A 19737-nucleotide genomic window follows, 5' to 3' on the forward strand; every position below is an offset into this window, starting at 1 on the left:
GAGCCCCGCAGTCGCGAACGGAAGGCGACTCTGATGACGACTTTCAGTGACGAGACCCGCGAACGGGCCCGAGAGATCATCGCCCGGTACCCGGCCGACCGGTCCCGGTCGGCGCTGCTGCCGCTGCTGCACCTGGTGCAGGCCGAGGAGGGTTACGTCTCGCCGGCCGGCGTGGAGTTCTGCGCCGAGGTGCTGGGCCTGAACAAGGCCCAGGTCGGCGCGGTGGCCACCTTCTACACCATGTACAAGCGCCGGCCGACCGGCGACTACCTGGTGAGCGTCTGCACCAACACCATGTGCAACGTGCTCGGCGGCCAGGAGGTCTACGACACCCTCGCCGAGCACCTCGGCGTGGGGCACGACGAGACCACCACCGACGGGAAGATCACCCTGGAGCACGCCGAGTGCCTGGCGGCCTGCGACTACGGGCCGGTGATGACCGTCAACTACGACTTCTTCGACGGAGTGGACCCGCAGACCGCGCTCGGCGTGGTCGACGAGCTGCGCGCCGGGGGCCGGCCGATGCCGACCCGGGGCGCCCGGCTCTGCACGCTCAAGGAGATGGCGGTGCAGCTCGCCGGCTTCGCCGACGAGCGCGAGGGCGCGGTGGCCGACGGCGGGCCGGGAGAGCCCACCCTGCGCGGGCTGCGGCTGGCGCAGCAGCACGGCATCTCGGTGCCGGGCTTCGACCCGAACACCCCGATCCGCAGCAAGGCCGAGGCCGACAAGGCCGCCGCCGAGGCGAAGGCCAGGAGCGAGGCCACCGCGAAGCCGGCTCCCGCCCAGGCCGCGAGTGGCAACGGCGCCGGGCCCGCCGGCGAGCCAGCCCCCGGCACCAGGGTCCCCGCCGACAGCGTGCCGCCGGCGCCCCGCGACGCCCAGGCGGCGGAGGCCGCCGGGGCCGCGGCCAACGCGCCGGCCGGCGACCGCAAGCCCGCCGGCGACGAGGCCGGGGCGCAGGAGCGCAACCTCAAGGAAGCCGAGGCGGGGGCCGGCGCCGGTGGCGCGGGCTCCGCCCGCGCGAGCGAGACGGGGGTCCAGAAGTGACCACTCCCCGGCCGGAGACCCTGGCCAAGCTGACGCCGGTGCTCAGCAAGCGCTGGCTGTCGCCGGACGCGTGGCGGATCGGCACCTACGAGAAGCTCGACGGCTACGCGGCCCTGCGCAAGGCGCTCAAGGCCCACCCGGACGACCTCATCCAGCTGGTCAAGGACTCCGGGCTGCGCGGTCGCGGCGGCGCCGGCTTCCCGACCGGTCTCAAGTGGGGGTTCATCCCGCAGGGCGACGGCAAGCCGCACTACCTCGTGGTCAACGCCGACGAGGGCGAGCCGGGCACCTGCAAGGACCTGCCGCTGATGACGCACGACCCGCACTCGCTCGTCGAGGGCGTGATCATCGCGTCGTACGCGATCCGGGCCAACCGCGCCTACATCTACATCCGCGGCGAGGCGGTGCACGCCGCGCGCCGGCTGCGCAACGCCGTGCAGGAGGCGTACGGCCGGGGCTACCTCGGCCGGAACATCCAGGGCAGCGGCTTCGACCTGGACCTGGTGGTGCACTCGGGCGCCGGGGCGTACATCTGCGGCGAGGAGACCGCGCTGCTGGACTCGCTGGAGGGCTTCCGGGGCCAGCCCCGGCTGCGCCCGCCGTTCCCGGCGACCCACGGCCTGTACGCGAGCCCGACCGTCGTCAACAACGTCGGCACCATCGCGAGCGTGCCGTACATCGTGCTGGGCGGCGCGGACTGGTGGAAGACCATGGGCACGGAGAAGTCCTCCGGCCCGATGATCTACTCGCTCTCCGGCCGGATCGCCAACCCCGGCCAGTTCGAGTGCACCATGGGCGTCACCCTCCGGGAACTGATCGAGCTGGCCGGCGGCATGCAGCCCGGCCACAACCTGAGGTTCTGGACGCCGGGCGGCTCGTCGACGCCGCTGCTCACCGCCGAGCACCTGGACGTGCCGCTGGACTTCGAGGGGGTGGCGGCGGCCGGTTCGATCCTCGGCACCACGGCCACCCAGATCTTCTCCGACCAGGACTGCCCGGTCTACGCGACCTACCGGTGGCTGGAGTTCTACCACCACGAGTCGTGCGGCAAGTGCACCCCGTGCCGCGAGGGCAACTACTGGATGGTCCGGGTCTACCGGCGGATCCTCGCCGGCCAGGGCACCCACGAGGACCTGGACACCCTGCTCGACACCTGCGACAACATCCTCGGCCGCTCGTTCTGCGGCCTGGGTGACGGTGCGACCAGCTCGGTGACCTCGTCGCTGAAGTACTTCAAGCAGGACTACCTCGACTACATCGAGGGACGTACCGCGCCGAAGCTGTCGGACAAGCAGCTGGTGGGAGCGCACTAATGACTGACGTCGTCAAGCAGACCGAGACCGTCACCCTCACCATCGACGGCGTCGAGGTCACCGCCCCGAAGGGGGCGCTGCTGATCCGGGTCGCCGAGCAGTTGGGCACCGAGATCCCCCGGTTCTGCGACCACCCGCTGCTGGCCCCGGCCGGCGCGTGCCGGCAGTGCCTGGTCGAGGTGGAGGGGCAGCGCAAGCCGGTCGCCTCCTGCACCCAGACCGTCGCCGACGGCATGGTCGTACGCACGCAGCTCACCTCCCCGGTCGCCAAGAAGGCGCAGGAGGGGGTCATGGAGCTGCTGCTGCTCAACCACCCGCTCGACTGCCCAATGTGCGACAAGGGCGGCGAGTGCCCGCTGCAGAACCAGGCGATGTCGACCGGCCGCGCCGACTCGCGGTTCCACGAGCACAAGCGGGAGTACCCGAAGCCGCTGCCGATCAGCACCCAGGTGCTGCTCGACCGCGAGCGCTGCGTGCTCTGCCAGCGCTGCACCCGGTTCTCGGAGGAGATCGCCGGCGACAAGTTCATCGACCTGATGGGCCGGTCGTCCGCCGAGGAGATCAACATCTACCGGGACGAGGAGTACGGCGAGGAGGGCGACGCCGGTGACGTGCCCTTCAACTCGTACTTCTCCGGTAACACGGTGCAGATCTGCCCGGTCGGCGCGCTGACCGGCACGCAGTACCGGTTCCGGGCCCGCCCGTTCGACCTGGTCTCCACCCCGAGCGTCTGCGAGCACTGCTCGGCCGGCTGCGCCCAGCGCACCGACTGGCGGCGGGGCAAGGTGCTGCGCCGGCTGGCCGGCGACGACCCGCAGGTCAACGAGGAGTGGAACTGCGACAAGGGGCGGTGGGGCTTCCAGTACACCCGCGCCTTCGACCGGCTCACCACCCCGCTGGTCCGCGACGAGCGCACCGGCGAGCTGCGCGAGGCGTCGTGGAGCGAGGCGCTGGCCGTCGCCGCCGAGGGGCTGCGCGCGGCGCGGGACGGCCAGGGCACGGCGGTGCTGACCGGCGGCCGGCTGACCGTCGAGGACGCCTACGCGTACGCGAAGTTCGCCCGGGTCGCCCTGAACACCAACGACATCGACTTCCGGGCCCGGCCGGTCTCCCGCGAGGAGACCGACTTCCTGGCCAGCTCGGTCGCCGGGGTCACGGACGTCACGTACGCCGACGTGGAGAACGCACCGGCCGTGGTGCTGGTCGGGCTGGAGCCGGAGGAGGAGTGCCCGATCCTCTTCCTGCGGCTGCGCAAGGCGTACCTCAAGAAGAAGCTGACGGTGTACGCGATCGCGCCGTTCGCCACCCGCGGCCTGGAGAAGCTCGGCGCCAAGCTGGCCCGGGTGGTGCCGGGCGAGGAGGCGACCGTGCTCGCCGAGCACGCCACGGTCGCCGAGGCGCTGAGCGCCGAGGGCGCGATCCTGATCGTCGGCGAGCGGCTGGCGAGCGTGCCGGGCGGCCTCTCCGCGGCGGCCGACGTCGCCCGGCGTACCGGCGCGAAGCTGGCCTGGGTGCCGCGGCGCGCGGGTGACCGCGGCGCGGTCGACACGGGCTGCCTGCCCAACCTGCTCCCCGGCGGCCGCCTGGTCACCGAGCCCGCCGCCCGGGCCGAGCTGGGCGAGGCGTGGGACATCGCGGCCGGGGTGATCCCGAGCCAGGCCGGCCGGGACACCGACGGCATCCTCGCCGCCGCCGCCGGCGGCCAGCTCGGCGCGCTGGTGGTGGCCGGGGTCGACCCGGCCGACCTGGCCGACCCGCGGCTGGCCGAGGCGGCCCTCGACGCGGTGCCGTTCCTGGTCAGCCTGGAGCAGCGGATGAGCGCGGTGGCCCGCCGGGCCGACGTGGTCCTCCCGGTGGCCCCGGTGGCCGAGAAGGCCGGCAGCTTCCTGGACTGGGAGGGCCGGCTGCGCACCTTCGAGGCGGTGCTGCGGACCGCCGCGATGACCGACGGCCGGGTGCTGGACGCGCTCGCCGCGCAGCTCGACGTGCAGCTCGGCACCGGCGACGTGCTCAGCGTCCGCCGCGAGCTGGGCGCGCTGCCGCGCACCCGCACCGGCCGGCCCGCCGCCCCGGCGGTGGAGCCGGCCGCGGTGCCGCAGCCGGGCGCCGGCGAGGCCGTGCTCGCCACCTGGCACCAGCTGGTCGACCTGGGCAGCCTCACCGACGGCGACGAGTACCTCGCGGGCACCGCCCGCCCGCCGGTGGTCCGGCTGGGCAAGGGCACCGCGGAGGCGCTCGGCGTCGCCGACGGTGACCCGGTGACGGTGGGCACCGACCGGGGGGCGCTGACCCTGCCGGCGGCGATCACCGAGATGCCGGACGGCGTCGTCTGGCTGCCGACCAACTCGCCCGGCTCGACCGTGCGGCGCAGCCTCGGCGCGACGTCCGGCGCGGTCGTCCGGATCTCCGCTCCCGCCCCGACCGGGTCGGCGCCGGAGGCCGGAGAGGTCGCCGCGGACGCGGCCGGCCGTCCGGGCCCGCTCCTCAACGCAGGGGGTGCAATCCAGTGAACGCGGTCTACCTGGCCCAGGATCCGACGCTGGCCGACTTCGGCCGGGACCCCTGGTGGCTGGTCCTCGGCAAGGTCGTCTTCGCCTTCGTCTTCGGTCTGCTCGCCACCCTGCTCGGCGTCTGGTTCGAGCGGCGGGTCGTGGGCCGCATGGCCGTGCGGCCCGGCCCCAACCAGGTCGGCCCGTTCGGCCTGCTGCAGACCCTCGCCGACGGCCTGAAGATGGCCTTCAAGGAGGACATCCTGCCGAAGGCGGCCGACAAGGTCGTCTACTTCTTCGCCCCGACCATCTCGGTGATCTGCGCGGTCACCGCGCTGTCGGTGGTGCCGTTCGGCCCGATGGTGAGCATCTTCGGCCACTGGACGCCGCTGCAGGTCACCGACGTGCCGGTGGCGGTGCTGGTGCTGCTGGCCTGCTCGTCGATGGGCATCTACGGCATCGTGCTCGGCGGCTGGGCCTCCGGCTCGACCTACCCGCTGCTGGGCGGCCTGCGCTCCACCGCCCAGATGATCTCGTACGAGGTCGCGATGGGCCTGAGCATCGTGGCGGTGTTCATGACCGCCGGCACGATGTCCACCAGCGGGATCGTCGCCGCCCAGGCGGACGGCACCCGGCTGAGCATCGCGGGCGTCGAGGTCCCGGCCCCCGGCTGGTACGCGATCCTGCTGCTGCCCAGCTTCATCATCTTCTTCATCGCCACGGTCGGCGAGACCAACCGCGCGCCGTTCGACCTGCCCGAGGCGGAGTCCGAGCTGGTCGCGGGCTTCATGACGGAATACAGCTCGCTGAAGTTCGCGCTCTTCATGCTCAGCGAGTACGTCTCGATGGTCACCATGTCCGCGGTCACCACGACGCTCTTCCTGGGCGGCTGGCGGGCCCCGGCGCCGATCACCACCATCTGGGCCGGCGCCAACTCCGGCTGGTGGCCGATGCTCTGGTTCTTCGCCAAGGTCGTCCTGCTGGTCTTCGTCTTCGTCTGGCTGCGGGGCACGCTGCCCCGGCTGCGCTACGACCAGTTCATGCGCTTCGGCTGGAAGGTGCTGCTCCCGATCAACCTGGTCTGGATCCTGGTCCTGGCCGGCCTGCGCTCGATCGAGGACTGGGACTCGCGCAGCAAGCTGATCGCGGTCGGCATCCCCGCCGGCATCCTGCTGCTCGCCACGCTGCTGTGGCCGAGCCGGAAGCCGCAGCCGAAGCCGACCGTCCAGGAACAGGTCGACAACCGGCCGCACGGGAGCTTCCCGCTGCCCCCGATGGACCTGCAGGTACCACCGAGCCCGCGCACCAGGCGCGTGGTCGCCGAGCGGGAGCCGGCCAACATCGCCGCCGGCTCGGACTCCAGGGAGGTGTGACGTGGGCGCGATCACCGGAACGTTCAAGGGCTTCGGTGTCACCTTCTCGCACATGTTCAAGAAGGTCGTCACGACCGACTACCCGTTCAAGCCGCCGGTCTCGGCGCCGCGCTACCACGGGCGGCACATCCTGAACCGGCACCCGGACGGGCTGGAGAAGTGCATCGGGTGCGAGCTGTGCGCCTGGGCCTGCCCGGCGGACGCGATCTACGTCGAGGGTGGCGACAACACCGACGAGCAGCGCTTCTCGCCGGGTGAGCGGTACGCCAGCGTCTACCAGATCAACTACGCCCGGTGCATCTTCTGCGGGCTCTGCATCGAGGCCTGCCCGACCCGTTCGCTGACGATGAGCAACGAGTACGAGCTGGCCCGGGACAGCCGGCAGGACCTGATCTTCACGAAGGAGCAGTTGCTCGCGCCGCTGCTGCCGGGCATGGAGCAGCCGCCGCACCCGATGCGGCTGGGCGACAGCGAGAAGGACTACTACGTCGGCGCGCTGACCAACCCGGGCACCTCGGCCGGCGCGGAGCACTCGGCCAACAACCCGGGCCGGTACCAGGTGGAGGAGCACCCCGGTGTGACCTTCCCCGGCGCCGAGCAGCACGCCCAGCGGGCCGCGGCCGGCAAGGGGGACGGAGCATGACCACGCAGACGGTGCTCGCCGCGGCGGGCGGGGTCTCCGGCGGGGAACAGGTCACGTTCTGGATCCTGGCCCCGCTGGCGCTGATCGGCGCGATCGGCATGGTCGCGGCGCGCAACGCCGTGCACTCGGCGCTCTGGCTGGTGCTGACCATGCTCTGCCTGGGCGTGTTCTACGTGCTCCAGGCTGGGCCCTTCATCGGCATGGTGCAGATCATCGTCTACACCGGCGCGATCATGATGCTCTTCCTGTTCGTGCTGATGCTGGTGGGCCGGGACGCCTCGGACTCGCTGATCGAGACGCTCCGCGGCCAGCGGGTCGCGGCGGTGGTGCTCGGGCTCGGCTTCGCCGGCCTCGTCGGCGGCGGGCTCTGGCGCGCCCTGGAGGGCACCACGGCCGTCGGACTGGAGCAGGCCAACGCCGAGGGCAACGTGCAGGGCATCGCCCGGCTGCTGTTCACCAAGTACGTCTTCGCCTTCGAGCTCACCTCGGCGCTGCTCATCACCGCCGCGGTCGGCGCGATGGTGCTGGCGCACATCGAGCGGCGCAAGCAGGACAAGGTCGACCAGCCGACGACCATGCGGGCACGCTTCGCGCCGGGCAACTACCCGGGTCCGAAGCCCGGCCCGGGCGTCTACGCGACCTCGTCCTCGGTGGCCACCCCGGCCCGCCTGCCGGACGGCCGGCTGACCGAGGTGAGCACCCCCGACATCCTGCCGGTGCGCGAGCTCACCGACCGGGAGACCTCGCTGAAGGGGACGGACCGGTGAGCGCGAGGAGTGAGCTTGCGAGCCCCGCAGTCGCGAACGAAAGGCTGACGCAGCGATGACACCCGACTACTACCTGGTGCTGGCCGCGGTGCTGTTCACCATCGGCGCGGTCGGTGTGCTCATCCGGCGCAACGCGATCGTGCTGTTCATGTGCGTCGAGCTGATGCTCAACGCGGCCAACCTGACGCTGGTCACCTTCAGCCGGATCAACGGTGACCTCAACGGCCAGATCATGGCGTTCTTCGTGATGGTGGTGGCGGCGGCCGAGGTCGTGATCGGGCTCGCCATCATCATGGCGATCTTCCGGACCCGGCGCTCCGCGAGCGTCGACGACGCCAACCTGCTGAAGTACTGAGGGGTCCTGCGGTGGGAACGATTCTGACGAACGCCCCGGCTGAGCCGGCGGGCACCGTCGCGTACGCGACGGCGGACGGGCTGCTGGGCAGCGTCTGGCTGCTGGTGGCGATCCCGCTGGTCAGCGCGGCGATCCTGCTGCTGCTCGGCCGGCGGGCGGACCGCTGGGGGCACTGGCTCGGGGTGGCCGCCATCGGCGCCGCGTTCGTGCTGGGCCTGACCTACTTCTTCCAGCTGCGTGGCCTGGAGAACAAGTCGGTCGAGCTGAGCCTGTGGGACTTCATCACCGTCGGCGACCTGCGGGTGGACTTCGGCCTGCTCTTCGACCCGCTGGCCGCCGTCTTCGTGCTGCTGATCACCGGGGTGGGTTTCCTGATCCACCTCTACGCGGTCGAGTACATGGCGCACGACGCGGGGCGCCGGCGGTTCTTCGGGTACTTCAACCTGTTCGTCGCCGCCATGCTCCTGCTGGTGCTCGGCAACAACTACGTGATGCTCTACTTCGGCTGGGAGGGCGTCGGTCTGGCGTCGTACCTGCTGATCTCCTTCTGGTACGAGCGGCCGAGCGCCGCCACGGCCGGCAAGAAGGCGTTCCTGATGAACCGGGTCGGCGACGCCGGCCTGGCGATCGGCATCTTCATCATGTTCGCCACCCTCGGCACCACCCAGTACGACGAGGTCTTCAACGGCGTCGGCTCGCTGACCGCGACCACGGTGCTGGTGCTCGGCCTGCTGCTGCTGCTCGGCGCGACCGGCAAGTCCGGTCAGTTCCCGCTCCAGGCATGGCTGCCGGACGCGATGGAGGGTCCGACCCCGGTGTCGGCGCTCATCCACGCCGCCACCATGGTCACGGCCGGCGTCTACCTGATCGCCCGCTCCAACCCGATCTTCTCGGCCAACTCCACCCTCCAGCTCGTGGTGGTGAGCGTCGGCGCGCTGACCCTGCTGATCGGCTGCGTCATCGGCGCGGCCAAGGACGACATCAAGCGGGTGCTGGCCTGGTCGACGGTGAGCCAGATCGGCTACATGTTCGTCGGTGTCGGCCTCGGTGGGGGCGCCTACGCGCTGGCCATCATCCACCTGCTGGCGCACGGCTTCTTCAAGGCCAACATGTTCCTCGGCGCCGGTTCGGTCATGCACGGCATGAACGACCAGGTGGACATCCGGCGGTTCGGGGCGCTGTCGAAGCACATGAAGGTCACCTGGCTGACGTTCATGATGGGCTGGCTCGCCATCATCGGCATCCCGCCGCTGTCCGGCTACTTCTCGAAGGAGCCGATCATCGTGGCCGCGTTCGAGCGGGAGGACTGGACCGCCTGGCTCTTCGGCGGCGCGGCCCTGCTCGGCGCCGGGCTGACCGCGTTCTACATGACCCGGCTCTTCGTGCTCACCTTCCACGGCCCGAAGCGCTGGACGGAGGACATCGAGCACCCGCACGAGTCGCCGAAGCTGATGACCGTCCCGCTGGTCCTGCTGGCGATCGGCTCCGTCGGGGCCGGCTACCTGCTCTCCACCTCGGTACCGGACTGGCTGACCGCCACCGCCGGGCTGGGCGGCCAGGAGGCCGAGCACCACCCGGTGCTCTCGCACGCCGTGGTCACGATCCTGTCGATCCTGGTCACCGTGCTCGGTGCCGGGCTCGCCTGGTTCCTCTTCCGGGGCGGCACGGCCACCGCGCCGCAGCCGGCCGGGGTGCTGGTCACCGCCGCCCGGCGCAACCTCTACACCGACGCGTTCAACGAGGCGGTCTTCGAGAAGCCGGGCATCTTCCTCACCCGGGCGCTGGTCTACCTGGACAACCGGGGCGTCGACGGGCTGGTCAACGGCCTCGCGGCGGGGATCGGTGGCGGCTCGGGCCGGCTCCGGCGGCTCCAGACGGGCTTCGTCCGGTCGTACGCCACCTCGATCCTGGCCGGCGCGCTGCTGGTGGTGGCGGCGTTCCTGGCCGTCGAGGCGGGGTGGCTGGCGTGATCGACCTCTTCCAGGCGGCCGTCGTCGGCGGACCGCGCAGTGACGACGGAGGTAAGGCCGCATAATGTCCGACTTCCCGTTCCTCTCGGTGCTCACCGTGGCGCCGCTGGTCGGTGCCCTGGTGGTGGCCTTCCTGCCGCGCAGCCGGCCGGAACTGGCCAAGCAGGTGGCGCTCGGCTGGTCGCTGCTGGTGCTGGCGCTGTCGGTGGTCATGTGGGTGACCTTCCAGGTCGGTGGTGACCGTTTCCAGTTCCGCGAGTCGTACCCGTGGATCCCGAACTGGGGCGTCAGCTTCACCTTCGCCGCCGACGGCATCGCGCTGGTGATGCTGATGCTGATCGCGGTGCTGGTGCCGCTGGTGATCCTGGCGTCCTGGCACGACGCCGAGTCGTCGAAGCGGTCGGTGCCGGTCTACTTCGCGCTGCTGCTCGTCCTCGAGTGCACGATGATCGGCGTCTTCGCCGCCGCCGACGTCTTCCTGTTCTACGTGTTCTTCGAGGTCATGCTGGTGCCGATGTACTTCCTCATCGGCAGCTACGGCGGCCACCAGCGGCAGTACGCGGCGGTGAAGTTCTTCCTCTACTCGCTCGTCGGCGGTCTGTTCATGCTCGCCGCGGTGATCGGCCTCTGGGTGGTCGGCGGGAAGACCTTCGACTGGCAGGCGCTGTCCCAGGTGGACATCTCCACCGGCACGGAGCGCTGGCTGTTCCTCGGCTTCTTCCTCGCGTTCGCGATCAAGGCGCCGTTCTTCCCGTTCCACACCTGGCTGCCGGACGCCGGTGGCGCGGCCCCGGCCGGCGCGGCGGCGCTGCTCGTCGGCGTGCTCGACAAGGTCGGCACGTTCGGCATCCTGCGCTACTGCCTGCCGCTGTTCCCGGACGCGGCCAAGTGGTTCGCCCCGTGGGCGCTGGCGCTGGGCCTGATCGGCATCATCTACGCCGCGCTGCTGGCGGTGGGCCAGAACGACCTCAAGCGGCTGGTGTCGTACACGTCGATCGCGCACTTCGGTTTCATCGGGGTGGGCATCTTCGCCTTCACCACCCAGGCGGGCACCGGCGCGGTGCTCTACATGGTCAACCACGGGCTGGCCACCGGCCTGCTCTTCCTGGTGGTGGGCATGCTCATCGCCCGGCGCGGCTCGGCGCTGATCAGCGACTTCGGCGGCGCCGGCAAGCTGGTGCCGATCCTGGCCGGGGTGCTCTTCTTCGCCGGTCTGGCCTCGCTCGCGCTGCCCGGCACCGCGCCGTTCGTCTCCGAGTTCCTGGTGCTGATCGGCACGTTCACGGTGAACAAGCCGGTCGCGGTGATCGCCACGCTCGGCATCATCCTGGCCGCCGCGTACGTGCTGTGGATGGTGCAGCGCACCACGCAGGGCACGCTCAATCCGGCGCTGACCGAGGTCGACGGCATGCGGCGGGACCTCAACCTGCGCGAGAAGTTCGTAGTCGCCCCGCTGATCGTGCTGATCGTGCTGCTCGGCTTCTACCCGAAGCCGGTGACCGACGTGATCAACCCGGCCGTGCAGGCGACCATGCAGGACATCGGCAGGACCGACCCCGCCCCGACCTCGGGCGGCACCGTCCAGGAGGCGGCAAAGTGAATGAGCTGAAACTGCCGTCGATCGACTACGCGGCGCTCGCGCCGACCCTGATCATGCTGGGTGCCGCGCTGCTCGGCGTGCTGGTCGAGGCGTTCGTACCCCGCCGGCTCCGGCACGTGGTGCAGCTCTCGTTGGCCCTGCTGGCGGTGCTCGCCGCGCTGACCATGGTGGTGCTGGCGGCGGACGAGCGGTCGATCACCATCGGCGGGGCGATCGCGGTCGACGGGCCGACGCTCTTCCTCCAGGGCGCGATCCTCGTCCTCGCCGCGATGGCGCTGCTGCTCATCGGCGAGCGCTCGGTGGAGCGGGGCGGGGCGTTCGTCGCCCAGGCCGCGGTCACCGCCGAGTCCGCCGACGACCGGCGGCAGGCCGAGGGCAAGAACGGCCTCACCGAGGTCTACCCGCTGACCACGTTCGCGATCGGCGGCATGCTGATCTTCGTGGCGGCGAACGACCTGCTGACCATGTTCATCGCGCTCGAGGTCTTCTCGCTGCCGCTGTACCTGCTCTGCGCGCTGGCCCGCCGCCGGCGGCTGCTGAGCCAGGAGGCCGCGCTGAAGTACTTCATGCTCGGCGCGTACGCCTCGGCCTTCTTCCTGTTCGGCGTGGCCCTGGTGTACGGCTTCACCGCGGGCGTCCCGGGCCGGCAGGCGGGCGTCGACTTCGCCACCGTCCACGCGGCCGTGGCGAACTCCCCGGCCAGCCCGGTGCTGCTCTTCGCCGGCATGGCGCTGCTCGCCATCGGTCTGCTCTTCAAGGCCGCGGCCGCCCCGTTCCACGTCTGGACGCCGGACGTCTACCAGGGCGCGCCGACCCCGATCACCGGCTTCATGGCCGCCTGCACCAAGGTCGCCGCGTTCGGCGCCCTGCTGCGGGTGTTCCACGTCGCCTTCGACGGCGCCCGGTGGAACTTCACCCCGGTCCTCGGCGCGGTGGCGGTGCTGACGATGCTGATCGGCGCGGTGCTTGCGGTCACCCAGACCGACATCAAGCGGCTGCTGGCATACTCCTCGATCGCCAACGCCGGCTACCTGCTGGTGGGCGTGCTGGCGCCCAGCGCCGACGGGGTCTCCGGGACGATGTTCTACCTGGTCGCGTACGGCTTCTCGGTGCTCGCCGCGTTCGCCGTGGTGACCCTGGTGCGCGACGCCGACGGGGAGGCCACCCACCTGTCCCGCTGGGCCGGGCTGGGGCGGCGTTCGCCGTTCTACGCCGGCGTCTTCACCTTCATCCTGCTCGCCTTCGCCGGCATCCCGCTGACCAGCGGCTTCACGAGCAAGTTCGCGGTCTTCGGGCCGGCGCTCGACGGCGGGCAGGCGTGGCTGGTGATCGCCGGCGTGCTGACCAGCATGGTGCTGGCGTTCCCGTACCTGCGGGTCGTGGTGATGATGTGGCTCTCCGAGCCGGGCGAGTCGACGCCGACCGTCGCCGTGCCGGGCGGGCTGACCTCGGCCGCGCTGATGATCGGCGTGATCGCCACCCTGGTCCTCGGCGTGGCCCCGGCGCCGCTGCTCGACCTGGCCACCGGCGCCGCCGAATTTGTCAGATGACCGACGCTCGGGCCCGCGGGGGCCGGTACGCCACGGCGTGCCGGCCCCCGCGCCGTATCCCCCGTCCAGGGCAGGTCGGAGGGGTGTGGCATGGTTGAAGGCGTGGTGAATCCGGCTGGCGAGCGTTCAAGTGCCATCGGGTCCGGCGGCCGTCGGACCAGGGTGAGCACGAGTCAGTTCGGCGCGCTCGGCCTCTATCTCGCCGATCCCCGCGTCGAGGCGTCCGTGCTGGGCCTGCTGGAGGGCGTCGAGGTCGAGTTGCGCGCCAGTGTGGCCAGTGCCGACCCGTTCGTCACCGAGGCCGCCCGGCACCTCGTGGAGGCGGGCGGCAAGCGGTTCCGCCCGCTGCTGGTGGCGTTGGGCGCGCAGTTCGGCGACCCGACCAGCGCCCAGGTCGTGCCGGCCGCGGTGGTGATGGAGCTCACCCACCTGGCGACGCTCTACCACGACGACGTGATGGACGAGGCCGCCGTGCGCCGGGGCGCGCCCAGCGCCAACTCCCGGTGGACCAACTCGGTCGCCATCCTCGTCGGCGACTACCTCTTCGCCCGCGCCGCCGACATCGCGGCCGACCTGGGCATCGAGGCCGTACGCCTCCAGGCGCGCACCTTCGCCCGGCTGGTGCACGGCCAGATCGCCGAGACCGTCGGCCCCCGCCCCGGCGACGACCCGGTGGCCCACTACCTGGACGTGATCGCGGGGAAGACCGGCTCGCTGATCGCCACCTCGGCCCGCTTCGGCGGCATGTTCGGCGGCGCCGCCCCGGAGCACACCGAGGCGCTGGCCGGCTACGGCGAGACCATCGGGGTGGCCTTCCAGCTCTCCGACGACCTGCTCGACATCGCCTCGGAGTCGGTGGAGTCGGGCAAGACGCCCGGCACCGACCTGCGTGAGGGCGTGCCGACCCTGCCGGTGCTCTACGCGCTCGCCTCGGACGACGCCGACGCCGCCTCGGTGCGGCTGCGGGAGATCCTGGCCACCGGCCCGCTGACCGACGACGACCTGCACGCCGAGGCGCTCGGCCTGCTCCGCGAGAGCCCGGCGCTCAAGCGGGCCCGGGAGACGGTCCGCAGCTACGCCGAGGAGGCCCGGGAGCAGCTCGCGCCGCTCCCGGAGGGCCCGGCCCGCCGCGCCCTGGAGTCCCTCTGCGACTACATCGCCGACCGCACGAGCTGACGCCCGTCCCGGCCGCCCCGCAGCAGGGGCGGCCCGGTGCGGCCGGTCAGTCGTGCTCGTAGTACTGGACCTGGATCCCCTCCCGGCGGACGGTCACGTCGGCGTGGTCGCCGAACGTCTCCAGGAGCACGTCGTCGAAGCCGCCCGCCTCGAGGGCCTCGGCGAAGGCGTCCGCCCGCAGGTAGCGGGCCTCGTCGTGCCCTCGGTACGTTTCCCGTCTCGAGGAGGCCCAACCGCCCAGGGTCGGGTGCCGGTCGGCGTACTCGCCCACGCAGAGGTCGTCCGGGTTGGCCTGCGGCCCGTCGGCGGTGGTGCGTACCCACACGTCCTGTACGCCGAAGACGCACGGCTCGCCGTCGTTGAAGTAGGGCGTGTACTGCCGCCAGCCGAACTCCGTGATGGCCTCGTCGTCGAGCAGGGCGCGCAGGAGCGGTCGCAGTTCCTCCAGGGGCCGCTGCGGGACCCGGTGGCCCTGGGTGATCTCACCCTCGACCGGGATGCCGAGGAAACTGACGTGACTCACTGGTCGCCTCCGAGCAGGGTGGAGAGGGGCAGGTCCTTGCGTTGGGCGCCGGACATCCAGGGACGGATCGGCATCCCGTCGAGGTAGTCGGCGGGGCTGGGCAGCCAGCCCAGGTCCTCCAGCACGTGTCGTTCGGCGATCAGGCGGACCGGGACGCGCTTGCGGCCGACCTGCAGGGTGTCGCCGAAGATCCGCTGGCAGAGGTAGATGCCGGCGGTGTGGTGGTACATCGCGCGGTGCCGGACGTCCCCGATGATCTGTTTGGAGGAGTCGATGAACTCCTCGATCGGCAGGTAGTCCTCCGGGGTGCCGCCCCACTTGCGCGCCGCCGACTGCGCGTGGTGCCACGAATTCATGATCGACAAACTAGCCGTCGGCACCGACAGGATCGGCCCGGCCCGCTCAGTGGCGGGTGAGCAGCCGGCTGCCGGTGAGCATCAGGGCGGCGGCGGCCAGCATGGCCGCCCCGGCGGTGAGCCACATCGCGGGGTAGCCGGCGTGGGCGGCCAGCCCGCCGAGGCCCAGCGGGCCGAGGCAGCCGCCCGCGTACACCCCGGTCTGGGTGATCGAGGTGGCGGCGGCCGGGGCCTGCGGGTGCAGCCGGACCACCGCGAACGTCATCAGCCCCGGCCACGCCCAGCCCAGGCCGAAGCCGAGCACCACGCCGAGGACCAGCGGCGCCGGGCCGGCGACGGCGAGCAGGCCCAGCCCGGCCGCGCCGACCACGAGCATGCCGGCGATGACGGCCACGTGCCCGGCGGGGCGGCGGTCCGCCAGCCAGCCCGCGCAGACCCGCGCGGTGACGCAGACCGCGCTGCCGAGGGTCAGCGTCAGCCCGGCCAGGCCGGGGGTGAGCCCCCGGTCGACGGCGGAGTCCACCACAAAGGTGCCCAGCGCGTTCGCGGCCGCCGCGGCGAGCATCGCGGCGGCCCCGACCACCAGCAGGGCCGCCGTGGCGCGGCCGGCGCGGGCGGGCGCGGCCGTCCGGCCCGCACGCGGCTCCCGTGCGGGCACGGCGGGCAGCGCCGCCAGGGCCGCCCCGGCGGCCACCACGAACGCCCACCGCCAGCCGGCGGTCAGCGCGACCGTCGGCACCGCCGCGCCGGCCAGCAGGGTGGAGACGGGGATGGCGGCCTGCTTTACCCCGAACGACAGCCCCTGCCGCCGCGCCGGCACGTGCCGGGCCAGCGCGGCGTTGCTGGCGAGCTGGCCGAGGGCGTTGGCGGCGGCGCTGAGCGCCAGCAGCCCCACCAGCACGGCGTACGACCGGGCGAGGGCGGCGACGGCGAGCATCGCCCCGGCGGAGAGCAGGATGGCGCAGCGGGCCACCACGGCCGGCCCGTACCGGTCGACGAGCCTCCCGGAGGGCACCGACGCCAGCGCGCCGACCCCGAAGTAGACGGAGACGGCCAGGCCCAGCCCGGCGGGGGAGAAGCCGAGGTCGTCGCCCAACTGCACGGCGAGCCCGCCGACCAGGAAGACCGGCAGGACGGAGGCGATGGTGACGGCGACGGCACCGGCGGCGGCCCTGGCGGGGCGGGGCGGTGCGACGTCCGGGGCGGGGTGGAGCGCGGGGCGGGTCATGGTGCGGCAAACCTACGCGAGGTCGCCTCGGGTCACGCACTGTGCCGGTGCGGGTACGTGCTGTTCGCGACGATCTGGCATCCTCCACCCGAACAGGCATTTCGCACCGGGCCTGTATTTCATATGGTGTAAGTCCCCGGCGGCGGAGGTGGTTGTGCGCGACCCCTTGGCGGAACCTTCGGATCTCATCCGGAGCGTGTCCCGCGCGCTACGAGTGCTCGAGTCGGTCGGTCGCGCCCCGAAGGGGCTGACCGTCAAGCAGATCGCCCGGCGGTGTGAGCTGACCGTGGCGACGACCTACCACCTGGTCCGCACCCTGGCCTACGAGGGCTACGTGATCCGGCGCGAGGACGGCACGTACATCGTGGGCCTGGAGGTGGCCGACCGTTACCGCGAGCTGGTGACGGCGTTCCGGGGGCCGCCGGCGGTCGGGGAGAGCCTGCGCCGGGCCGCCGTGGACACGGGCTACAGCCACTACCTGGGCCGGTTCGTGGGCGGTCAGGTGGCCGTTACGGCGGTCGCCGAGGGCCCCCGCTCGCCCTACCTGGAGGACCTGGTGCCCGGGTTCGACGAGGGGGCGCACGCGACCGCCCTGGGCAAGGCCCTGCTCGCCACGCTGACCGCCGAGCAGCGCTTCCGTTACCTGCGCGAGTACGGCATGCGCCCGTTCACCTCCGCCACCCTGACCAGCACCGAGGCGTTCGAGGCCGACCTGGCCGCCGGCGACCGGCGCGGCATGCAGTTGGAGCTGGGGCAGTTCCGGCAGGGGGTGGCGTGCGCCGCGGTGCTGGTCAGCCCCGACAAGGACATGGAACGCCGGGTGGTGCTCGCCTGCGCCCTGCCGGCCAGCGAGATGATGACCTCCGCCCGGGTGGTCCGGGCGAAGCTGCTCACCGCCGCCCGGGCCATCGCCGACGGCCTGGCGTCGGAGAGCTGACCGGCCGGCGGGCACCGCCGCAGCGGCCGTTCCCGACCCGGCCCCGCCGCGACGGGCGCGCCGTGCCCGGAAACGGCCGTGGGCCCCCACCCCGGCTGGGAGAGGGCCCACGGTGGCGGTCCAGCGCCGGACCGCCCGAAGAGGAGTCAGCTGCCGACCGGCCCGCCGTCGAGACGCCAGGTCACCACCACGCCGGGCTTGGCGTAGTCGCCGTCCGGCCAGTTCGAGGCCGGCTTCTCCACCGACGCGCCGCTGATCTCGCCCGGGTGCTGCACGGCCACGAAGACCGAGCGGTTGTCCCCGGTGATGAACGGGCCGCAGGCCTCCGCGCCCACCGGCACGGTCAGGAACTGCTTCAGGTGGCCCCGCTCCGGTCCCTCGACGGCGGTCGCGAAGAGGCCGTCGTTGCTGCCCAGCGCGTTGCCGTCGGTGGAGATCCAGAGGTTCCCGGTGGCGTCGAACGCCACGTTGTCCGGGCAGGAGATCGGGGAGACCGCCGCCTTGTCGTACCCGCCGAAGTACGTCGACGGGTCGGCCGGGTCACCGCAGACGATCGGCAGCGACCAGGCGAACGTCTCGGCGGAGTTGTCGCCACGGTCCTCGACCAGCTCCAGCACCTGACCGTGCTTGTTCAGGTTGCGAGGGTTGGCCTCGTCGGCGGCCGGCTTGCCGGCCTTGCCCCGGTCGGTGTTGTTGGTCAGCGCCACGTACACCTTGCCGGTGAGCAGGCTCGGCTCGACGTCCTCCGGGCGGTCCATCTTGGTCGCCCCGACCTTGTCGCCGGCGAGCCGGGTGAAGGTCAGCACGTCGGCGGCGGTCATCCCGTCGACGTACGAGCGGTTGCCGCTGACCAGCTTGATCCAGCGACCCCGGCCGTTGAACGCGCCGTCGGCGGGGAGCTTGCCGGAACCGTCGATCTCGCCAGCGCTGGTCTGCTCCAGCTGGGCGACGTAGAGGGTGCCGGACTCCAGCAGGGTCAGGTTGTGCCTGCGGGCGACCCAGGAGTTGCCCTTCATGAACTTCTTGTCGGAGACGAACTTGTAGAGGTAGTCGAACCGCTCGTCGTCACCCATGTACGCGACCACGTGCCCGCTGGCGGCGACGATGACGTTCGCGCCCTCGTGCTTGAACCGGCCCAGCGCGGTGTGCTTACGCGGGCGGCTCTCCGGGTCGAACGGGTCGATCTCCACGATCCAGCCGTGCCGGTTGGCCTCGTTCGGGTGCTTGGCCAGGTCGAACCGCTCGTCGGCGCGCTCCCACTTGCGGCTGCCGCTCGGGTAACGGGCGGTGGTGGTGATGCCGTAGCGGGCCAGCTTCGGCTTGTCCGCCTCCGGCGCGCCGTCGCCGCCGACGAAGTACTGGTTGAAGTTCTCCTCGCCGGAGAGCACCGTGCCCCACGGGGTCACCCCGCCGGCGCAGTTGTTGAGGGTGCCGACGACCGTGCGGCCCTTCGGGTCGGCGGCGGTCCTCAGGGGGGCCGAACCGGCGGCCGGCCCGGTCAGCTCGAACTTCGTGGCCAGCGCCGTGATCCGCCGGTTGTACGGCCGCCGGCCCTTGGTGACCGGCCGCCACTGCCCGGTGCCCTCGACCCGCTCCAGCTCCACCACGGACATGCCGTGCGCGGCCATCGCGACCCGGAGCTGCTCCACGGTCAGCGCGTCCTGCCCGGTGAAGCCGGGGAACATCAGGTCCTCGTTGGTGTATTCGTGGTTGACCACGAGCAGCGCCCGCTGCCCGCGCCCGTCCAGCGGCAGCACCCCGACGAAGTCGTTGTTGTAGCCGAACTGCTTGGCCTGCGCGGCGGCGGTCTGGCCGTGCAGGTCGAACTCGGGCGCGCCCGGGACGACCGGGTCGCCCCAGCGGATGACGACCGCGTGGTCGTACCCGTTGGGGACGACGAAGGTGTCCAGGGTGTTCGGCGGGACCGGCTTGAAGGTCAGCGCGCCGCTGCCGACGCCGCCGGAGGGGCGGCCGAAGCCGGCGGCCTCGGGCACCACGGGGGTGGCGGGGGCCGCCGCGGCGGGGGCGGCGCCGGCCAGCGCGCCGGCCGCCGCGCCGCCGAAGCCGAGGACCAGCGCGCCGACCGCGCCGGCCCGGACCACGCCGCGCCGGGAGACCTCCGCGCCCACCACGTCACCGAAGTACGCGTTGTCGGAGGTGTTCGGCACCGGATGGTCGCAGGCGTTGCCGCACCGGTACAGACAGGTCATGGCGTCGCGGCTGCCGTGGCGGGTGGCGCCCAGCAACGGGAGCAGCCGGGGACGGTCGCTCATGGAAGGAGCCTCCTGGAGGGGGTCGGTGCACGCCGGACAGCCGCTGGCGTGCGTACCCGCCGGACGGTAGGAGGACCCGGTGAGCGGGCGTCGGCGGCGGCGTGAACCGGGCGTGAACACCTCCGCCGGGACTGCCA

General features: G+C 72.2%; 16 protein-coding genes. 12 read left to right on the forward strand and 4 right to left on the reverse strand.

From position 1 onward, the window contains the following. The first annotated feature begins 33 nt into the window (after positions 1-33). From nuoE to ACGF5G_RS00615, 11 genes are all read left to right on the forward strand, one after another. A complete protein-coding gene (gene nuoE, locus ACGF5G_RS00565) occupies positions 34-1047 on the forward strand; it encodes an NADH-quinone oxidoreductase subunit NuoE (protein WP_393257482.1) in 1014 nt (337 codons plus the stop codon). Beyond that, positions 1044-2360, forward strand: a complete 1317-nt coding sequence (gene nuoF / locus ACGF5G_RS00570) for an NADH-quinone oxidoreductase subunit NuoF (RefSeq protein ID WP_393257484.1) — start codon at positions 1044-1046, stop codon at positions 2358-2360. The genes nuoE and nuoF overlap by 4 nt, the downstream gene beginning before the upstream one ends. Further along, the gene (locus tag ACGF5G_RS00575) at positions 2360-4870 is read left to right on the forward strand and encodes an NADH-quinone oxidoreductase subunit G (RefSeq protein WP_393257486.1); all 2511 of its coding nucleotides are present in this window, start codon (positions 2360-2362) and stop codon (positions 4868-4870) included. The genes nuoF and ACGF5G_RS00575 overlap by 1 nt, the downstream gene beginning before the upstream one ends. Next, the gene (nuoH, locus tag ACGF5G_RS00580) at positions 4867-6222 is read left to right on the forward strand and encodes an NADH-quinone oxidoreductase subunit NuoH (RefSeq protein ID WP_393257489.1); all 1356 of its coding nucleotides are present in this window, start codon (positions 4867-4869) and stop codon (positions 6220-6222) included. The genes ACGF5G_RS00575 and nuoH overlap by 4 nt, the downstream gene beginning before the upstream one ends. Position 6223: 1 nt before the next feature. Next, on the forward strand, positions 6224-6865 hold the full coding sequence (nuoI, locus tag ACGF5G_RS00585; protein ID WP_393257491.1) for an NADH-quinone oxidoreductase subunit NuoI: 642 nt from the start codon (positions 6224-6226) through the stop codon (positions 6863-6865). After that, complete coding sequence (locus tag ACGF5G_RS00590; protein WP_393257493.1) at positions 6862-7632, forward strand: NADH-quinone oxidoreductase subunit J; 771 nt, start codon at positions 6862-6864, stop codon at positions 7630-7632. Before nuoI ends, ACGF5G_RS00590 begins: the two co-directional genes overlap by 4 nt. Before the next feature lie 55 nt (positions 7633-7687). After that, positions 7688-7987, forward strand: coding sequence for an NADH-quinone oxidoreductase subunit NuoK (gene nuoK, locus ACGF5G_RS00595; RefSeq protein WP_393257495.1), 300 nt, complete (start codon positions 7688-7690; stop codon positions 7985-7987). An 11-nt stretch (positions 7988-7998) separates the two neighbouring features. After that, on the forward strand, positions 7999-9957 hold the full coding sequence (gene nuoL, locus ACGF5G_RS00600) for an NADH-quinone oxidoreductase subunit L (protein ID WP_393257497.1): 1959 nt from the start codon (positions 7999-8001) through the stop codon (positions 9955-9957). Positions 9958-10021: 64 nt separating this feature from the next. Continuing rightward, a complete protein-coding gene (locus tag ACGF5G_RS00605; protein ID WP_357702044.1) occupies positions 10022-11557 on the forward strand; it encodes an NADH-quinone oxidoreductase subunit M in 1536 nt (511 codons plus the stop codon). Then, positions 11554-13107, forward strand: coding sequence for an NADH-quinone oxidoreductase subunit NuoN (nuoN, locus tag ACGF5G_RS00610; protein ID WP_393257500.1), 1554 nt, complete (start codon positions 11554-11556; stop codon positions 13105-13107). The genes ACGF5G_RS00605 and nuoN overlap by 4 nt, the downstream gene beginning before the upstream one ends. 90 nt (positions 13108-13197) lie before the next feature. Further along, positions 13198-14283, forward strand: coding sequence for a polyprenyl synthetase family protein (locus tag ACGF5G_RS00615; RefSeq protein WP_393257502.1), 1086 nt, complete (start codon positions 13198-13200; stop codon positions 14281-14283). A gap of 46 nt (positions 14284-14329) precedes the next feature. Here the strand turns inward: ACGF5G_RS00615 and ACGF5G_RS00620 are convergent, their stop codons facing one another. The 3 genes from ACGF5G_RS00620 to ACGF5G_RS00630 are packed head-to-tail and all read right to left on the reverse strand — an operon-like array spanning position 14330 to position 16390. Then, positions 14330-14806 carry a hypothetical protein gene (locus ACGF5G_RS00620; protein WP_393257504.1) on the reverse strand — a complete coding sequence of 159 codons (477 nt, stop codon included), beginning with the start codon at positions 14804-14806 and terminating at the stop codon, positions 14330-14332. Next, positions 14803-15162, reverse strand: coding sequence for a DUF6915 family protein (locus ACGF5G_RS00625; RefSeq protein ID WP_357452455.1), 360 nt, complete (start codon positions 15160-15162; stop codon positions 14803-14805). The genes ACGF5G_RS00620 and ACGF5G_RS00625 overlap by 4 nt, the downstream gene beginning before the upstream one ends. Positions 15163-15208: 46 nt before the next feature. Continuing rightward, positions 15209-16390 (reverse strand): MFS transporter, encoded by a 1182-nt coding sequence (locus ACGF5G_RS00630; protein WP_393257507.1) that lies wholly within the window; start codon positions 16388-16390, stop codon positions 15209-15211. Positions 16391-16544: 154 nt separating this feature from the next. Between ACGF5G_RS00630 and ACGF5G_RS00635 the strand changes: the two genes are divergently transcribed. Next, positions 16545-17327 (forward strand): IclR family transcriptional regulator C-terminal domain-containing protein, encoded by a 783-nt coding sequence (locus ACGF5G_RS00635; protein WP_350701854.1) that lies wholly within the window; start codon positions 16545-16547, stop codon positions 17325-17327. Positions 17328-17473: 146 nt separating this feature from the next. On the opposite strand, the gene ACGF5G_RS00640 is transcribed toward ACGF5G_RS00635, so the two are convergent. After that, complete coding sequence (locus ACGF5G_RS00640) at positions 17474-19600, reverse strand: PhoX family protein (protein ID WP_393257510.1); 2127 nt, start codon at positions 19598-19600, stop codon at positions 17474-17476. Between the last annotated feature and the right edge of the window lie 137 nt (positions 19601-19737).

The organism is Micromonospora sp. NPDC047730 (genome assembly GCF_043204765.1).
GTDB lineage: Bacteria > Actinomycetota > Actinomycetes > Mycobacteriales > Micromonosporaceae > Micromonospora.